This window comes from Mitsuaria sp. GD03876 (assembly GCF_029840635.1).
Taxonomy (GTDB): domain Bacteria; phylum Pseudomonadota; class Gammaproteobacteria; order Burkholderiales; family Burkholderiaceae_C; genus Roseateles.
The window spans coordinates 1-16,897 of sequence record NZ_JAOCCU010000073.1; the positions used below are offsets into that span (position 1 = coordinate 1).

Below are 16,897 nucleotides of genomic sequence, written 5' to 3' on the forward strand. Positions count from 1 at the left end.
ATCGGCTCTTGCGGAATTGGTCGTAAATCGAATCCAGCCATCGGCTGTCCAGGGTCTGTCGAGAGGTCACGAACCGGGGGCGCTAGTTTGCCAAAGAGATACCTTGTGCAAGCCTAGTCGTTCCGGCCGCCAATTTTTCTTGCGGCCTTTAATCCATCAGCCGCCATCAAGACAATTAGCACCACGACCGCCAGCCCCGCAAACACCCCGAACTTCGAATCCACCAAGTCGGGCAGGCCAACATAGCCAGCCACAAAAGAAAGAAGTCCGAACTTAATTATTGAGAAGACGATCTTATTCAATTTTCCACTGCCTCTGAAGACTGTCTTCTCACAGATTGGGAGTTGCCAAGTAGAGGAAGAATGCGGTCGAGGGCTTATTCATCCTAGGTCGACTCTTGAAATGCGCTTGGATCGAATCCGTTGGGCCAGGGCTCGACGTGCGCAACAAATTCCAGTTCGACGACATCCGGATATGCCAACGAGGCGAGAAAGGACCCGCCATGCTCCAGATCCCGGTGAGAGAAATCCCAATCCCGCTGCAAAGACCCATCTGTCCGCGGCAAATGGAAGGGAAATCTGAGAGTGGAAAACAGCCCGCATTCAGTGGCCAATCGTTCAATCACCTCTGCCTCATGCGCCGCCGAGTTTATCGCGATGTCCAAAGTGCTTGACCTCGCAAACAGCTTGGCGAGTGCGAACACCTCTTCATCTGTAATTGCCATCAGAACGGCTTCATCGTTGCTGTGGAAATTCTGAACTCACCATTCAGCACCACGCCCTTCAGGCGAACTGCAATACCACCCAACTTGACCGTAACCCAACTACCCGTCTGATATACCCTCGGGGTAGCGAATGCTCGCGCGGCCATACGCATTTCATTCAATGCCATCTCTGCGGAGCCAAAGCGTTTGACCAATGGATCCATCATGTCGGCTCATCCAGCGACCGACTCGGGTTGTTTCTGCAGCGCCCTTTGCGGCGAAGGCTATGCCCGCAGGGCTCGCAGCATTTCTTCCTGCTCGCGAGCATCAACGTATCCGTCAATCCGATCTCCAATCTCATCGAGTCTTCCGACGATTTCTACAATCAATTCTTCATCGTCGGCGTCATACTCGATCTCGATCGGGCGAAGTTCACCGGATGCTGTGCCAGAAACGTAGCCGCGCCGGATGAACGACGCCCATCGTTGGATATCTCCAGCAGTAAAAAGACCTCGGCCCCAGTCCTCCAACACCTTTGCCAAGGCAGAACGTGAGACGAAGAGCCGGGGAAGCTTCGCCGCCGCTTCCAAGAGCTCACGGTGGCCGACATCGCAAACTGTCTCCAGACTGTTCAGATCGCCTTCCAAGAGTGCCGCGATTGCTGCCGCCAACGTCTCCATCATGGCCCTCCATGTACCCATTTGGTCTCAATGAGACCTCGCGGTCCTAAAGTGTCTTTGAACTCGCGGACGATTGCCCCCGTGCTGTCGACTTCCTGAACATAAAGTTTCCCGTACCCCGCATTTCTCGCTGGCGAGAAGAACTCAAATCGCTTGCCGGCGTCCGCAAGGTCAGTGATGCGGAAATCCTGCGCATTCTTAGCGGCGCCCCGGAAGAACCTGTTTGCGGCTGCTCCTAGGGGGCCATCCAAGGCTGCCCTGGCGGCTTGCTTTGTTTCGAATGCTACTGTCGCCTTTGCGGTATTCGCCAATGTGCTCTCTGGCAAGAGGAGCGCCATGAATGCCCCCTCGGCGAGAGTCGGGTAGTACTCATTCCCTGCCTCCGCAAGCCCGTCAACGAAGCCTTCGAATGATTCGGACGTCATATCGACGACCGCTTCGCGCATTGCGCAATTCGTGAAGCAGTGTCCAAAGAAAGCCTGTTCAACACCCTCGCGGATTGATTCGCGCGAAGGCTTCATGCGATCAAATATTCCGAACGACCTGCGCAGATCGGAAAGAAGCGCGCTGGCTTTTCTTCTTACCTTCGCCGCATACTGGGCGGCTTTAAACTGTGCAGCTTCAAGCCCCTGCAAGTTTGACGCTGGGGCGCCCTTATCGACAAGCCGCATGCATGCGCCGGTCGGACAGTTCGTGAAGAGACCAATTAGTCGGGACGCCTGCGTCTGATCCTTAACTCGCTGAATTTCGCCGTTGGGTGCCCAGTCCGGCAGAGGCGCCAGCCATCGATCATCGTCTTTGTATCTATCTTCGGAGAGAGGAGCACGTTTGCCATCATTTTTAGATGGCGGAAGTACATTATCGGGACAGCGGCCTCCAGCAGCGCAGCCTTGCATTCCGCTGGGATCAACCGTATTCAATGGGTTGTTGAAGACGTACGAATACGCGCTGTAGTTCTGGGTGTTGAAGCGGTCCTGCAGCAGCGGGTCCGCTTGCAGGAACAGCCCGGCGCGACCGTCATAGATCCGCCCGTTCATGTTGATCAGGCCGACATCGTCCCGGTGCTCGTGCCCGGTGAAGCCACGCGACGTCCCCGCGTTCACGTCCGCGCGCCAATCGATCAGCAGCGAACCCCACGTGTCGAAGTTGCCATCCGTCTGACGGCGTTGTCCGAACGGGTCATAGGCGTAGCGCGCGGTGACGGCCCCGGCATGGTCCGTCGTCGCCATTAGCGAGCCCTGGTAGTCCTGATGCCAGTACTCGACCTTGTTGATCGCCAGCGTATCCACCGACGACGGCGCCGTCTGCTGGCTGTTCAGGGCCGGCAAGGCAGCATCGCTGACGATCACGCCGATCGCCTGGCCACCAATCGACAGGAAGTGCCGATGGCTGGTCGAGCCACCCGCGGTCTCCATCTCGTAGCCCAGACCGCCGACCGCATCCGGATGCAGGTACCAGAGCGTCCTCGTCCCCTGCCACGTCGCGCGGCTTTCCTTGATCCGGAACTCCGATTCGTCGTAAGCCCAGGCGTAGTTGATGCCGCCATCGCGCGCTTGCGCCGTCTCGACGCGATCGAAGTCGGTGTAGGTCAGCGTCTTGTACTTGCCCGACGACCGGGAGACGACGTTGCCGTTCAGGTCGTAGCCCAGCTGCGCGCCGGCAATGGTCGTCGGCGCATGAGCCAGGCGCACTCCCGCGCCCTGCGTCGGATAGACATAACCGCCGAGGTCGCTCTTCCACCGGATCATGCCGAGCGCCGTGTACATCAGCTCGACCCGTCGCTGCAGGTTGGGAATCGCGGGCGACGCCACCGTATACGCCTCCAGGCGATTCAGCGTGTCGTACTCGAAGGATTCGCTGACGGCCCCGCTGCCACTGCCGATGTTGTCGGTCCGCGTCTTGAGGTTGTCGACGTCGTCCCAGACATAGCCGCGCTCCGCCAGCTTGCTGAGGTCGGCCGACTGAACCGTCTGGCCGGTCACTCGTCCGATCGCGTCCGTCACGGTGGTGGCCGTCACGTTGCTCGAGAGCCAGGTCTGCTCGACCCGGCCATCGGCGCGCTGCGTCTGCGCGGCCCACAGGATCGAGTTGCCAGAGAGCAGGATGCCGTTCGGGCGCGTGCCGCCGGCGGAAGCCGGCATCGGCCGCAGATCCAGCGCGGACTGCGTGCGCAAGGCCGCGAGATAACCGAGCGCCGTGTAGTCGTAGCTGACCTTCAGGCCGGTCGGATAGGTCTTGGTGTCGAGCCGTCCGGTGTCGCCGTCATAGGACACCGAAGAAGCGAAGGACGGGCCCTGCGCGATGTCCGTGCGCGAGCTCGTCGCGCGACCGATGCCGTCGTAATAGAACCGCTTGGTCACGCCGCGGTCCGTCGTCGACTGGCTCAGACGCCCCTTCGCCCCGGTGCCCGAGTCGTAGGTCCAGGTGTACCGATCGCCGCCGGACCGCTGCTCGACCTTTCGACCCAGCGCGTCATACGCATACGTGGTCCATCCGGCCTTGACCGGCGCGGTACTCGCGCTGGCGTCGAAGTCGGGACAGTCGCCCGTCACATGGCCGCCACGCTGGTTGGAGGTCTGCGTCGCCTTGGGCCGACCCAGCACGTCCAGGCACGACTGCGACACCCCCTTGTCCGGGTCGTCCACCGCCACGACGCGACCCAACTGGTCGTACGCCATGCTGCTCACGTTCTGCAGCGCGTCGCGTGTCTCGACGGGTTGGCCGAAGGCGTCATAGCGATAGGCCACCTGCGCGCCGCCGCGATCCGTGACACGGACGACCTGACGCAGACCGTCCAGTTCGGCCAGGGACTTGCGCCCTTGCGGATCGGTCGTCCGGGTCCATCCGGCGCTGAACTCCACGATGACTTCAGCCGCGGCGCGGCTGCCATAGCTGCCGTAGCCGAAACCTCCCCCACCGAACGACTGCGTGGTGCGGCCCTTGGGATTGGTGGCCACGGTCCGCTTCACCCGACCCAGGTCGTCGTAGTCGAATGACGAGACGGCGACATCCTGGCTGCCGGCCAGCGTGCTGGACCCGGTGCTCAGGAAGTACGCCGAGGTCTGCAGGAGCTTCTGCCCTTGCGGACCATAGACCGTGTCCGTCACCACGATGGCGCCGGAGCGGCCCGAGGGCTGCTTCGCGCCGTCGAAGCTCTCCGTCGCGACCCGGATCGGCCGGCCCAGCGCATCGAGATACGTGCGGACGAAGGCACCGGACTTCTTGTCCTTCGCGTTCCGCGGCTCGGCATGGGTCATGAAGACCGCGGCGTCCGGCCGCTCCGGCGCGGTCACCGCGGGACAGCCATCGCTGTTGGCCGCCGTGTCGCCTTCGCCGCTGCTCAGCACGCAATGGAAGGTCACCACCGACGTGCCATCCGGCGCGGTGGCACGCACGGTGCGCCCGAAGTCGTCGAGCTCCGTCTTGCTGACCGCGCTATTGGGGTCGGTGACCTGGATCGGCACGCCGAAGCGAGGATCGAACGCCGTCGACTTCGTCTGCGACAGCGCGTTCTCGTTCTTCGTCGCGAAGAACCCCGCCAGGATGCCCGTCGTGACGGTGGCACCGTTCACCTTGAAGGATTGCGCGGCGACGGCCTCGTATTTGTCCTGGGTCGTGGCCGCGGCGACGCGAACGCGAAGCGGCGCGTCGTCGCAATGCGATTCGGTGCTGCGGGTGACGTTGCCCCAATCGTCGTATCCGACGCTGGTGCGCTTGCACAGCGCCGGCTTGTCCGGCTCGACGGTGGTTTCCGCGAGGCGCCCCGTCCCGGCCTCATAGCTGAACTTGAGGGTCCGGCTGTAGCTCGACGGATCGGCTGGCGAGGTCGACGTGTCGGCCCAGGCGCACTCGGCCGCCATCGCCAGACCCGCGGTCAAGGCCAACACCCCGAGGCGCACTCCCTGCTTTCTCATGATGAGCAATCCAATGTCGTTCTTTTGGGAACCGCCCTCGCGAGGGATCGGTCCTGCTGCGTTCGGTGAGGGTCCTCGCGCGCTCATTCGTCCTGCAGCAACTGCAGGATCGCGGCCAGCACGGCGGGTGGAACCGTCGAAGGCGGATCCGGCGGCGTGGTCGGATTTCCCCCATTGGGCGCGGTGGTCTCCAGCAGCACCTTTGGCACCGTCTTGCTGACCACCGTCCGATCCGGACGGGAGACCCACCACCGGCAGCTGTCCTTGGCGCTGCAGCTCACGTCGTCGGCCACGTAGGTGATCGATTCGGCGCTGCCATAGGAGCGACCTTCGAAGGTCGTGGCCGTCTGCGTCTTGGTCGGGTAGCCCGCGGCGTTGACATCGGTCGTGACCGTCTGCTGCGGCAGTGCAGAGCCGTCCAGTTCCTTGCCGCTGGCGCTCACCAGGCGGGTGTAGGTCCGCTTGATCGGGGAGGCGATCGCCGCGCAATTGCCGTTGCCGGCGACGAGCGCATCACGCGTGGCGACGTCGTTGCCCGCGTCGCAGTAGGCGTAGTCCTTGGTCGAGAGCACCTGCCCGGAGCCCGTGGATCCGATGGACGAGAGGACGGTACTCGTGCTCATCGGCATGCCCACGTAGGGGAAGGTCTGCGCGAAGCGCGTGACGGTGGTCGCCGCCCTTCCTGCTGCCGTGTCCGCCTGGGCCTTCACGACGCGATATCCCAAGGATCCGCGGCCGTTCTTGTCGCTGCGCATGCCGGCATAGGCGTACTCCGTGACCGACGGACGGCCCGGCACGCCGCTGGGCGCGGACATGGCCGTGACGACGATCCCGGCCGGCGCCAGCGCGATCTGTCCTTCGCCAACGGCGGTCTCGGCCACGACGCGATCGGTGGCGGCGGCCGGCGCGTAGGTCAGCGTCGTGGTTCCGGACGCTCCCTCCCGGACCGTCAACAGGCGGTCGGGAGGAATCGGATGGTCCGGCGTGTACAGCTCGTTGGCTTCGTTGTTCCGCGCGTGTCCCAGGCTGAGGATCTCGACCGGCGAATTGCCGGTGAAGTTGCCGATGTGCAGCTGGCGCTTGTAGCCGCAGCACGGCGACCCGTTCTCCATCGTCCCGAGCTTCGAGATCGGAATGTTGAAGGCCCGGTCCTGCCCCTTGTGGGTCAGCAACATGACCTGGTAGTAGGACTGGTACGAGGAGGTCGAATCGACCTTGGGAACGATGAACAGCGAGTCCGTGCGGCCATCGCCGTTGAAGTCGATCGGCACGCTGTAGCCGCCACCGACGATCGGCGTGTCCTGGTCCAGGACGGGAAGCCCTTTCCAAGGGTACCCACCCATCACCGAGAACGCGGGGTCCGGCAGATGCCAGACCCGCTCGAAGGACCCGTTGAGCTCGGACATCGTCGCCCGGATCTCGGGCTGGCCGTCCCCCTGGACGTCCAAGGCCGACGCGCTCAGGATCTCGCTCAGTCCGAAGTTGGCCTTGAAGTCGAAGTTGCCATCGCCGCGCGACGTCATCACGTCCCACCAGGGCTCGGTGCCGGGCGACTGGCTGTAGATCCGCGAGCGCGGGTCCGCCACCAACAGGTCGGCCAGGCCGTCCCCGTTGATGTCGACGACGGGCCCCCCGCCAGCGCCGACGCTGGCAAGGAACACGAGCGGGAATGGCGCCAGGTTGGTGGGAATCTCGCTGAAGCCCCCCTGGCCATCGCCGAGGTAGGCCCGCGTGCACTTGCCGCTCGGGCACAGCACGAAGCTGCTGGAGGCGTAGTCCTTCTCCCCGATGCTGGTGACCAGCAGGTCCAGGATGCCGTCGCCGTTCAGGTCGATCCAGTAGCTGGACGTCGCCGCACCCCAGCCTTGGAACGCTCCCGGATTGCCATCGCCGTCGTAGATGAAGTCGGGGAACCAGTTCGAACCGCCGGATGCCGGCAGGCCTGGCGCCTCCTTCTTGACGAAGCCCGTGGGCGTATTGAGGAACAGCGCCGTCTTGGTGGCCTGGCAGGGTTCGGTCTGGGGCGTCATGTCCGGCGGACCGCCGGCAGTCCGCAGGATGTCCGGACGCCCGTCGCCGTTGAAGTCTCGAACCAGGACGGTGATGGAGCAGGTCGCCCACCAATTCGCCGTCGGCACGGAGAACGAGACCAGCCGCTCATTGGCGAGGACCGGGTCGGCGATGGATTCGAAGGCGCCGCCGCCCTTGCTGCGGTAGATCAGCGTGCGCGGGGAGCGATCCCCGCTCGCGCTGAGCAGATCGGTGCGTCCGTCGCCGTCGAAGTCCGCGGAGTAGGTGGCCGTGAGATTGGGGTCCAGATGGATCGGCGTGTACAGGTCGGCCGGCAGGTCCAGCGCCGTGACCTTCGAGAAGGACGAGGGGCCGCCCTCGGTGTAGGTGAACGAGGTCGAAGGCAGGCACTTGCCGGCGGTGACCGCCGTGCAGGCCTTCACGTCCTTGAGCCGGGGGCGCCCGCTGACGGTGCCGGTGTCGTAGCTCAGCCGCAACGTGCGGACATGCACCGCGCCATCCAGCTGGCCGATCCCCGCGGGGGCGTTCACGTAGGTCGAGATCGCGTTGAGCAGACGCACCGACACGGACTTGTTGCCGCGATACAGCGTCTCCTCGCGGGCGCCCAGCGTGTCGGCCCGGTCGGAGTAGGAGAACACGACCTTGTTGCCGGGGCCGTACTGGATCTCCTTGACGACGACATCCTTGCCGAGCGACGCGTAACCCGACGGGTCGTCCACGTTGGCGCCGACTCGGTACTCCGCCTGGTCGTAGAAGAACTGGATGCCGTTGCCGTGCTGGTCGCGCGTCTGGGCCACCAGCCAGGTCATCGCCGTCTTGGCGTAGCGCGACTGGGTGCCGAGGATGACCGCGTTGTTCGTCGCCTCGTCCGTCGCCTTGCCGATCACGGATTCACCGCCATCCGGGTGCCAGACCTTGAAGTACTTCGGTCCGGAGTTGGCGTCGGTGCCGGCCATCCCGTAGGCGCGTACCCGCGTCCGGCTGTCGGTCTCGATGCGGTACTCGCGATAGGACGACGTGTCGAGGCCGGCGGCATCACGCGTGGTCAGGCCCACCGTCGGATTGCCCTCCCCATCGAGCGCGATCAGCCGCGCCCCGTTCAAGCACAGCTTGTCCGTCGCATCGAAGTTCACCGTGCCCGGCATCCCGTCGATCGCCTTGATGCCGGCGCATCGCGTGATCTGGGCGCCGACGCTCAGCGTCCATCCGGTCCCGACGGCGCCGTTTCGCGCGCCGGAGTAGTTGATCGAGATACTGGGTTCCGGTCCGCGCCCGGGCGGGGTCTGCACCTTGATGCTGTAGCCGGGCTGTCCGCTGGGCGACACCGTCACCGCGGCGCCACTCCACGCCGGCAATGTCGCCAGCACGAGACTTCCGAGGACCTTCAAGTTCAAAGCGTTCACCTTCATCGATGCGCCATTCATTCGTTTTCTGCTTCGCCGGCGGGGCCCGGTCACGCGCCCGCTGTCGTCATCTCGCGTTGTCGATCCCGAAGCTCCGGATCAGGCATTGCTTCGGGTTCTGGACGACCTCGTAGTAGAGGAACATCCTGGCCGCGCCGCTGCGGGCCGCGGTGTAGGTCGCCCAGAAGCGGTTGAGGTCCGTCTTCGTGTAGTTGGGCGTGAAGACCAGCTGGCGGCCGGGGCACTCGCTCTCCGGCACGGCGTACCAGATCGCGACGACGTCGCCGGGGTAGTTCTCCACCCGCCAGGTCGCGGGGTCGGAGGTGAGCGGCACCATCTGGGCCTGCGCAGGCGAGGCCAGCGCGGCGAATCCGAGTGCCGCGACGGCGATCAGCGATTTCATGGGTTCTGTCCCGAGGAATGTCGTTGGGCCGATCAGTCGCCGGCCATGCCGATGGAGCCGATCACCTCGTCCCAGACCGGCGCGTCGCAATTCACACCATCCCGCGAGTACCGCACGATGACCTTGCGGTTGGCCGTGTAGGCCGTGATCGCGATGGCGATCGCCGGCTTGGAGGTCGCGGGGTTGACCGTCGCGCGGATGGAGCCGTTCAGGTAGCCGTTGTTGATGGCGATGAAGAAATTGCCATCGACATCGCTCCACACCTTCGTCAGCTTGACGGGCGGGCATTCGGTATAGGCATGGCTGCTCAACGGCAGCAGCGCGGCCAGCGCGACGCCGGCGATCAGTTTGATGTTCATGGTCTCGTCTCCCTCGAACAGGATGGCGTGCCGCCCAGGCGGCCTTCGCCCTCGGGCGCGGCAGCAATCGCGGGATGGCGCCTCACTCAGGCGCCGGGAATCACTGCCCCGGGATCTCGCCGATGTACGACGGCACCGCGGCATCGCCGTAGGTGCCCAGCGTCGCGCAGCTGCCTTCGCGGCCCCAGTAGAACGTCGCCATCGCGTTGCGCTTCTTCACGCCCAGCAGCAGCGCCGTCCACATCGCGCAGGTCGTCGGCGAGACGCCCTGGTAGGTGTTGTTGACGTTGCAGATCACCGTGAAGTCGTTGCGCCCGGTGTGGTGCACGTTCACGTCCCCATGCGCATAGACGAGGAGGTAATTGATCTTCACGTTGCATTCGAACGCGTACGACTGCACGGGCAGCACCGCCGCCATGACGAAGGCCATCAGCCTTGCCAGCTTTTTCATGACTCCACTCCCTGGAAACACAGCTTGTTGTTGTCGATCCGCGCCGTCTGCCGGCGTCGGAGGCCGCATCGCTCCCGCGATGCGATCGGGGCGGCACATTACCGTCTTCACGCCGCCTTGTCGATCCGTGTCCTCACGCCTCGGTCGGTCAACCGCCCCGACATCGCCGCGTCACATCGCCCCTTGCCATCGGCCCGGCGCCGTCCCTTAAACTCGCCCGCGCCAACGACAACGCTATCCCCGCCCATGAAGAGCACCAAGACCGCCCGCCCGTCAGCCAAGGTGACGCTGGGCATGGTGGCCGAAGCCAGCGGGGTCTCGCCGAGCACCGTCTCGCGCATCCTCAACGGCACCGCCGTCGTCAGCCAGGAAAAGAAGGACGCCGTCGACCGCGCCATCGCCGAGCTCGGCTTCGTCCCCAATCCGATCGCGCGCGTGCTCGCCGGCGGGCGCTCCCAGAGCGTGGGCGTCGTCACCCAGGCCATCGACAGCCCCTACTACGGCGTCGCGCTGCGCGGCATCGAGGAAGTGCTGGACGCCGCCGGCTTCATCCCGCTCTTCGCCAGCGGCCACTGGAACGCCAAGGAAGAGCAGCGCTGCATCGACACGCTGCGCGCGCGCCGCGTCGACGGGATCATCGTGCTCACCGGCCGCCTCAGCGACGAGTCGCTGCGCAAGCTGGCCAAGGAGCTGCCGGTCGTCGTCACCGGCCGCACGCTCAAGGCCGGCGGCTTGTATTCGCTGAACTTCAACGACTTCGAAGGCGCGCGGCTGGCCACGCATCACCTGCTGTCGCAGGGGCATCGCAAGATCGCGTTCATCGCCGGCGATCCGGTCCACCCCGATGCGCAGGAACGGTTGAGGGGCTACCGCGCGGCGCTCGAGGCCGCCGGCGTCAAGTACAAGCCGGCGCTGGTGCTGCCCGGCATGTTCCACGAGGACAGCGGCGTGATGGCCGTCGAGCGCCTGATCGACAGCCGCGAGCCCTTCACCGCGATCTTCGCGGCCAACGACCAGATGGCCTTCGGCGCGTCGCTGGCCCTCTACCGGCGCGGCCTGCGCGTGCCCGAGGATGTCTCGATCATCGGTTTCGACGACCTGGCCGGCGCCGCGCACTGCATTCCCCCGCTGACGACGATCCACCAGGCCGGCCTGGAGTTGGGCCGCTGCGCCGCCCAGGCGCTGATGGACCTGCTGGCGCACAAGAGCCCGTCGGCCCAGCTACCGGAGCCGCGGCTGATCATCCGCTCCTCCACGCGCGCCTTGAAGTAGCTCCCCGGGGACCTCCCCCACTCAGCACTAACCCTGCTACCTTGACGCTTCATCACGGCTATCATGAAAGCGCTTTCATGACACCAACAACAACGGAGACAAGCAGCATGCGGCAGTGGGCCCGACGGCTATCGGCGATCGCGACGACCCTGGGCGTGGCCCTGGCGGGGTCAGGCGTTGCCGTGTCCGCCCCGGCGCCGACGACCACGCTGACCGTCGCCGCCTTCCCGGCCGTGGACGAGATCGTCCGCGCCGCGCTGCCCGCGTGGCATGCGCTGCATCCCGAGGTCGAGGTGAAGATCGTGAGCCGCGAGGTCAACGACCATCACACCGCGATGACCACGGCGCTGTCCACCGCGAAGGGCCTGCCCGACGTGATGGCGCTGGAGATCGGCTACCTGGGCCGCTTCGCGCAGGGCACCGGCCTCGAGGACCTGTCCCGCCCGCCTTACGAGCTGACCCGCGAGCGCGCCCGCTTCGTCGCCTATGCCTTCGACCAGGCGACGACCGCGGCCGGCGCGGTGGTGGCGGTCCCGACCGACATCGGACCCGGCACCCTGCTCTACCGCACCGACCTGCTGGCCAAGGCCGGCTTGAAGGAGTCGGACCTGACGACCAGCTGGGACGGCTACGTCGCCGCCGGCGTGAAGATCAAGTCCGCGACCGGCGCCTACCTGCTGGCCCATGCGCGCGACATGAAGGACATCCTGATCCGCACCGGCATGCAGCCCGGCGAAGGGTTGTACTTCGACAAGGACTCCCGCCCGCTGGTGACCTCGCCGCGCTTCGTGCGCGCCTTCGAGCTGGCACGCGCGGTGCGCCGCCAGCAGCTCGATGCCAAGGTCACCGCCTGGTCCTCCGACTGGACCGAGGGCTTCAAGCGCGGCGGCATCGCCACGCAGATGTCGGGCGCCTGGCTCGCCGGCCACCTGAACACCTGGCTGGCCCCCGGCACGCGCGGCAAGTGGCGCGCCGCGCAGCTCCCCGAGGGCGCCTTCGCCGCCTACGGCGGGACCTTCTTCGCGATGGCCCGCCACGGCGACGCCGGCCGCAAGCCGATGGCCTACGAGTTCATCCGCTTCATGACGATGAACCGCGCGCAGCAGCTCGCCGCCTTCAAGGTCCAGGACGCCTTCCCGGCGCTGGTCGACGCCCAGACCGACGCGTTCTACGACCAGCCCCTGCCCTTCCTGGGCGGCCAGGTCGCCCGCCGCGACTGGCGCGACGCTGCCAGCCACATCCGCGCCTTCCCGGTCCACAAGCAGGACGCCTTCGCCCGCGAGGTCATCGACACCGAGCTGGACAAGGTCCTGGACCGCGACAAGGACATCGCCACCGCGCTTGCCGACGCGCAACGGCTGCTCCAGCAACGCGCGCGGCGCTGACACGGAACCCGACGATGAGCCTGCGTCTCCCCCCTGCCCTGCGGCTGTCGCCGCGCTACGCCCCGTACGCGCTGCTGGCGCCGTTCCTGCTGCTGTTCGTGGTCTTCGGGCTGTTCCCGCTGATGTTCTCGCTGTACCTGGCCTTCCACAGCTGGGAACCCACCAGCGGCCTGGCCGCGATGCACTGGGTCGGCCTGGACAACTTCGCCTTCGCGCTGCAGGACGAATGGTTCTGGAAGTCGATGCGCAACACCGCCTGGCTGGCGATCGCCTCGGGCGTGCCGCAGCACTTGGTCGCGATCCCGCTGGCCACCTTCCTGCACCTGGCCTTCAAGCGCTGGCGCAACCCGATGGTCGGGGCCTACTTCCTGCCCTACATCACCTCCTCGGTGGCGATCGCGATCCTGTTCAGCTCGCTGTTCTCCACCGACTACGGCCTGATCAACCTGGCCTTGGCGACGCTGCGCGAGATCCCGCTGCTGGGCCACCTGATGCCGGCCTCCGCCATCGACTGGCTCAACGACCCGGACGCGCTCAAGCCGGCGATCTCGACGATCGTGTTCTGGCGCTACGTCGGCTTCAACGTCGTGCTCTACCTGGCCGCGCTGCAGACCATCCCGCCCGATCTCTACGAGGCCGCGACGATGGACGGCGCCAGCCGGCTGCAGCAGTTCTTCCACATCACGCTGCCCAGCCTGCGGCCGATGATCTTCTTCGGCGTGACGCTGAGCGTCATCGGCGGGCTGCAGCTGTTCGAGGAGCCCTTCATCCTCACCGGCGGCAAGGGCGGCTCCGACCAGGCCGGCATGAGCGCCGCCGTCTACCTGTACCGCAACGCCTTCGACTTCAACGACTTCGGCGCCGCCAGCGCGATGTCCTGGCTGCTGTTCCTCGTCGTGGCCGCGCTGACGTGGCTGACGAACCGCGCCTTCCGGCGCAAGGACGACTGAGGCCGCGCCCCATGAGCACCACGATGCCCGCCCCCTTCGACACCGCCGCGCCGCGCGCCGCGCAGCCGCCCCGCATGACCGCCTGGGCCGCCTACCTGCTGGTGGGCGCCGGCGCGCTGCTGATGCTCGCGCCGTTCTATTTCATGTTCGTCTTCGCGACGCACTCGCGCACCGAGATCTTCAGCCTGCCGCCGCCGATGTGGTTCGGCGACGACTTCCTGGCCAACGTCGAGATCCTGACCAAGCGCCTGCCCTTCTGGCGCAACCTCGGCCTGAGCCTGTACGTCGGCGTGTGCAACACCGCGCTGACGCTGCTGTTCTGCTCGATGGGCGGCTACGCCTTCGCGATGTACGAGTTCCGCTTCAAGAAGGCGCTGTTCGGGCTGGTCATGGGCACGATGCTGCTGCCCAGCTTCATGAACATGATCCCGAGCTTCATGATCATGGACCTGCTGGGCTGGATCGACCAGCCGCGCGCGCTCTACATCCCCGGCGCGGCCAGCGCCTTCGGCATCTTCCTGATGCGCCAGTTCATCGGCTCCGCCGTGCCGCGCGAACTGGTCGAGGCCGCCCGCATGGACGGGTGCGGGGAACTGGGCATCTACGCCCGCATCGTGCTGCCGCTGCTCAAGCCGGCGCTGGGCACGCTGGGGCTGATCACCTTCATCTCGTCGTGGAACAACTTCATCGGGCCGCTGGTCGTCATGCGCTCGCCCGACATGTACACGCTGCCCCTGGCGCTGCGCAGCCTGCAGAGCCCGGTGGACACCGAATGGGGCGCGCTGATGGCCGGATCCGCCATCGCGACGCTGCCGCTGATCGTGCTCTTCGTCCTGTGCTCGCGGCAGCTCATCTCGGGCCTGACCGTCGGCGCGGTGAAGTGACGCGCGCCTTCTCCAACACCCAGAACAACACCTCGATGTCATCTCCCACGACCGTCTCCTCCGCGCTCCCCACGGCCGCCGCCAAGGACTTCCCCGCCGACTTCGTCTGGGGCGTCGCCACCAGCGCCTTCCAGATCGAGGGCGCCCATGACGCCGACGGCAAGGGCGCGTCGATCTGGGACACCTTCTGCCGCCAGCCCGGCGTGATCGCCGACGGCAGCAGCGGCGACGTGGCCTGCGACCACTACGACCGCTGGGAGCAGGACCTGGACATGATCCGCGACCTGGGCGTCGAGGCCTACCGCTTCTCGGTGTCCTGGCCGCGCGTGCGCCCCACCGGCGACGGCGACTGGAACGAGGCCGGCCTGCGCTTCTACGAGCGCCTGGTCGACGGGCTGCTCGCGCGCGGCCTCAAGCCCTACCTGACGCTGAACCACTGGGACCTGCCGCAGGCGCTGCAGGACATCGGCGGCTGGGGCAACCGCGCCACCGTCGAGCGCTTCGTCGAGTACGCGGTCGGCATCGCCCAGCGCCTGGGCCACAAGGTCGTCTCGATCGCCACGCACAACGAGCCCTGGGTCGTGGCCCAGCTCGGCCACGAGTCTGGCGTCTTCGCGCCCGGCCTGAAGGACCGCCGCCTGGCCGCGCAGGTCTCGCACCACCTGCTGCTCAGCCACGGACGGGCGGTGACCGCGTTGCGGGCGCTGAAGCTGCCGGCCTCGCTCGGCATCGTGCTGAACATGGCGCCGATGTACCCGGCCACCGACTCCGAGGCCGACCGCGCCAAGGCGCGGCTCGAGGACGGCCGGCTGCGCCGCTGGTACATGGACCCGCTCGCCCACGGCCGTTATCCGCAGGACGTGCTCGATCACCTCGGCGACGACGCGCCGGTGGTGGCCGCCGGCGACATGGACGAGATCCGCGTGCCGGTCGACTTCGTCGGCATCAACTACTACTCCCGCGGCATGGCCAGCGCGGACGGCAGCTTCGATCCGAAGACCGCCGGCCTGGAGCTGACCGACATGGGCTGGGAGGTCTATCCGCAGGGCCTGACCGACCTGCTGGTGTCGGTCCACCGCGACTACCCCGCGGTCCCGCGCCTGTACGTGACCGAGAACGGCGGCGCCTTCCCCGATCCGCTGGGCACCGACGGCCGCGTCCACGACGCCGACCGCACCCGCTACCTGGACACGCACATCGCCGCCGTCGGCGACGCGATCCGCCAGGGCGTGCCGATGGGCGGCTACATGGTGTGGAGCCTGATGGACAACTTCGAGTGGGCCTCGGGCTACGAGAAGCGCTTCGGCATCGTGCACGTCGACTACGCGACGCTCACGCGCACGCCCAAGGACAGCGCGCTCGCGTACCGCGATTTCGTCTTGCAACAGCGCGCCTCGCGCCAGGGCTGACCGGGAGACCGTCATGGGACAAGTCACGCTGCGCGGCATCCGCAAGCGCTACGGCGATCACGAGGTGATCCAGGGCCTCGACCTGGACGTGCGGGACGGCGAGTTCATGGTCTTCGTCGGGCCCTCGGGCTGCGGCAAGAGCACGACGCTGCGCATGATCGCCGGGCTGGAGGAGATCAGCGGCGGCGACCTGCTGATCGACGGCCGGCGCGCCAACGACCTGCGCCCGGCCGACCGCGGCGCGGCGATGGTGTTCCAGAGCTACGCGCTCTACCCGCACATGACGGTGGCGGAGAACATGGGCTTCGCCCTGAAGATGGCCGGCGTCGCCCGCGCCGAGCGCGACGAGCAGGTCCGCCGCACCGCCGAGGTGCTGCGCATCACCGACCTGCTGCAGCGCACGCCCCGGCAGCTCTCCGGCGGCCAGCGCCAGCGCGTGGCCATCGGCCGCGCGATCGTGCGCAAGCCCCAGGTCTTCCTGTTCGACGAGCCCCTGTCCAACCTGGACGCCGCGCTGCGCGTGGACATGCGCATCGAGCTCACCCGGCTGCACCAGCAGCTGGGCACGACCATGATCTACGTCACCCACGACCAGGTCGAGGCGATGACGATGGGCGACCGCATCGCCGTGTTCAACCAGGGCCGCATCGAGCAGCTCGGCGCGCCGATGGACCTCTACCGCCATCCGGCCAACGAGTTCGTCGCCACCTTCCTCGGCGCGCCCAAGATCAACTTCATCGAGCGCCCGGACGGCAACACGCCCGGCGCCGCGCGCCAGCTGTGGGACGCGCTGGGCGGCGCCGCCCGGCCGGCGGCCCGGCGCCTGGGCCTGCGGCCCGAGCACCTGCGCCTGGCCGCCTCGCCCGACGAGGGCGGCGTGCCCGCCACCGTCGTGCTGGCCGAGCACCTGGGCGACGTCTCGATCCTGCACCTGCGCATCGACGGCCTGCCCGACCTGGTCACCGCCAAGCTGCCCGCCGGCGCGGCGTCGCTGCACGACGGCGACGCGGTCCGGCTGATCGCGACCGCCAGCCACGCGCTGGCCTTCGACGC

15 protein-coding genes are annotated in these 16,897 nt (G+C 66.7%); 6 read left to right on the forward strand and 9 right to left on the reverse strand.

The features are described 5' to 3' along the window. Window positions 1–113: 113 nt before the first annotated feature. From N5D62_RS27145 to N5D62_RS27185, 9 genes are all read right to left on the reverse strand, one after another. Window positions 114–302 (reverse strand): hypothetical protein, encoded by a 189-nt coding sequence (locus N5D62_RS27145; protein WP_279761192.1) that lies wholly within the window; start codon window positions 300–302, stop codon window positions 114–116. An 83-nt stretch (window positions 303–385) separates the two neighbouring features. Then, window positions 386–724, reverse strand: coding sequence for a hypothetical protein (locus N5D62_RS27150; protein ID WP_279761193.1), 339 nt, complete (start codon window positions 722–724; stop codon window positions 386–388). Beyond that, the gene (locus tag N5D62_RS27155; protein WP_279761194.1) at window positions 724–930 is read right to left on the reverse strand and encodes a hypothetical protein; all 207 of its coding nucleotides are present in this window, start codon (window positions 928–930) and stop codon (window positions 724–726) included. The genes N5D62_RS27150 and N5D62_RS27155 overlap by 1 nt, the downstream gene beginning before the upstream one ends. Before the next feature lie 57 nt (window positions 931–987). Further along, window positions 988–1,386 carry a hypothetical protein gene (locus N5D62_RS27160; protein ID WP_279761196.1) on the reverse strand — a complete coding sequence of 133 codons (399 nt, stop codon included), beginning with the start codon at window positions 1,384–1,386 and terminating at the stop codon, window positions 988–990. Next, window positions 1,383–5,297, reverse strand: a complete 3,915-nt coding sequence (locus N5D62_RS27165; RefSeq protein ID WP_279761197.1) for an RHS repeat-associated core domain-containing protein — start codon at window positions 5,295–5,297, stop codon at window positions 1,383–1,385. The genes N5D62_RS27160 and N5D62_RS27165 overlap by 4 nt, the downstream gene beginning before the upstream one ends. Before the next feature lie 83 nt (window positions 5,298–5,380). Next, entirely contained in the window at window positions 5,381–8,737 is a 3,357-nt protein-coding gene (locus N5D62_RS27170; protein WP_279761198.1) for an FG-GAP-like repeat-containing protein, read from the reverse strand. Between the two features lie 61 nt (window positions 8,738–8,798). Further along, window positions 8,799–9,134, reverse strand: coding sequence for a hypothetical protein (locus N5D62_RS27175; RefSeq protein WP_279761199.1), 336 nt, complete (start codon window positions 9,132–9,134; stop codon window positions 8,799–8,801). Window positions 9,135–9,166: 32 nt separating this feature from the next. Then, the gene (locus N5D62_RS27180; protein WP_279761200.1) at window positions 9,167–9,493 is read right to left on the reverse strand and encodes a hypothetical protein; all 327 of its coding nucleotides are present in this window, start codon (window positions 9,491–9,493) and stop codon (window positions 9,167–9,169) included. A gap of 100 nt (window positions 9,494–9,593) precedes the next feature. Further along, complete coding sequence (locus N5D62_RS27185) at window positions 9,594–9,944, reverse strand: hypothetical protein (RefSeq protein ID WP_279761201.1); 351 nt, start codon at window positions 9,942–9,944, stop codon at window positions 9,594–9,596. A 246-nt stretch (window positions 9,945–10,190) separates the two neighbouring features. Here N5D62_RS27185 and N5D62_RS27190 point away from each other — a divergent pair, with 246 nt between their 5' ends. From N5D62_RS27190 to N5D62_RS27215, 6 genes are all read left to right on the forward strand, one after another. Continuing rightward, window positions 10,191–11,216, forward strand: coding sequence for a LacI family DNA-binding transcriptional regulator (locus N5D62_RS27190; protein ID WP_279761202.1), 1,026 nt, complete (start codon window positions 10,191–10,193; stop codon window positions 11,214–11,216). 182 nt (window positions 11,217–11,398) lie between these two features. Continuing rightward, entirely contained in the window at window positions 11,399–12,601 is a 1,203-nt protein-coding gene (locus N5D62_RS27195; RefSeq protein ID WP_279761203.1) for an extracellular solute-binding protein, read from the forward strand. A 14-nt stretch (window positions 12,602–12,615) separates the two neighbouring features. After that, on the forward strand, window positions 12,616–13,551 hold the full coding sequence (locus tag N5D62_RS27200; RefSeq protein ID WP_279761204.1) for a sugar ABC transporter permease: 936 nt from the start codon (window positions 12,616–12,618) through the stop codon (window positions 13,549–13,551). Between the two features lie 11 nt (window positions 13,552–13,562). Further along, window positions 13,563–14,435: a carbohydrate ABC transporter permease gene (locus N5D62_RS27205; RefSeq protein WP_279761206.1), complete on the forward strand. Its 873-nt coding sequence runs from the start codon at window positions 13,563–13,565 to the stop codon at window positions 14,433–14,435. Window positions 14,436–14,470: 35 nt separating this feature from the next. Next, window positions 14,471–15,844, forward strand: a complete 1,374-nt coding sequence (locus tag N5D62_RS27210; RefSeq protein ID WP_279761208.1) for a GH1 family beta-glucosidase — start codon at window positions 14,471–14,473, stop codon at window positions 15,842–15,844. A 13-nt stretch (window positions 15,845–15,857) separates the two neighbouring features. Next, window positions 15,858–16,897: ABC transporter ATP-binding protein (locus N5D62_RS27215; RefSeq protein ID WP_279761207.1), on the forward strand; the 1,040-nt coding region annotated here is incomplete at its 3' end.

Excerpts from the sequence above, each read along its gene's own strand:
- N5D62_RS27175 (WP_279761199.1), bottom strand. The coding sequence starts at position 9,134 with ATGAAATCGCTGATCGCCGTCGCGGCACTCGGATTCGCCGCGCTGGCC.
- N5D62_RS27185 (WP_279761201.1), bottom strand. The coding sequence starts at position 9,944 with ATGAAAAAGCTGGCAAGGCTGATGGCCTTCGTCATGGCGGCGGTGCTG.
- N5D62_RS27150 (WP_279761193.1), bottom strand. The coding sequence starts at position 724 with ATGGCAATTACAGATGAAGAGGTGTTCGCACTCGCCAAGCTGTTTGCG.
- N5D62_RS27205 (WP_279761206.1), top strand. The coding sequence starts at position 13,563 with ATGAGCACCACGATGCCCGCCCCCTTCGACACCGCCGCGCCGCGCGCC.
- N5D62_RS27155 (WP_279761194.1), bottom strand. The coding sequence starts at position 930 with ATGATGGATCCATTGGTCAAACGCTTTGGCTCCGCAGAGATGGCATTG.
- N5D62_RS27170 (WP_279761198.1), bottom strand. The coding sequence starts at position 8,737 with ATGAAGGTGAACGCTTTGAACTTGAAGGTCCTCGGAAGTCTCGTGCTG.
- N5D62_RS27200 (WP_279761204.1), top strand. The coding sequence starts at position 12,616 with ATGAGCCTGCGTCTCCCCCCTGCCCTGCGGCTGTCGCCGCGCTACGCC.
- N5D62_RS27190 (WP_279761202.1), top strand. The coding sequence starts at position 10,191 with ATGAAGAGCACCAAGACCGCCCGCCCGTCAGCCAAGGTGACGCTGGGC.
- N5D62_RS27165 (WP_279761197.1), bottom strand. The coding sequence starts at position 5,297 with ATGAGAAAGCAGGGAGTGCGCCTCGGGGTGTTGGCCTTGACCGCGGGT.
- N5D62_RS27210 (WP_279761208.1), top strand. The coding sequence starts at position 14,471 with ATGTCATCTCCCACGACCGTCTCCTCCGCGCTCCCCACGGCCGCCGCC.
- N5D62_RS27180 (WP_279761200.1), bottom strand. The coding sequence starts at position 9,493 with ATGAACATCAAACTGATCGCCGGCGTCGCGCTGGCCGCGCTGCTGCCG.
- N5D62_RS27160 (WP_279761196.1), bottom strand. The coding sequence starts at position 1,386 with ATGATGGAGACGTTGGCGGCAGCAATCGCGGCACTCTTGGAAGGCGAT.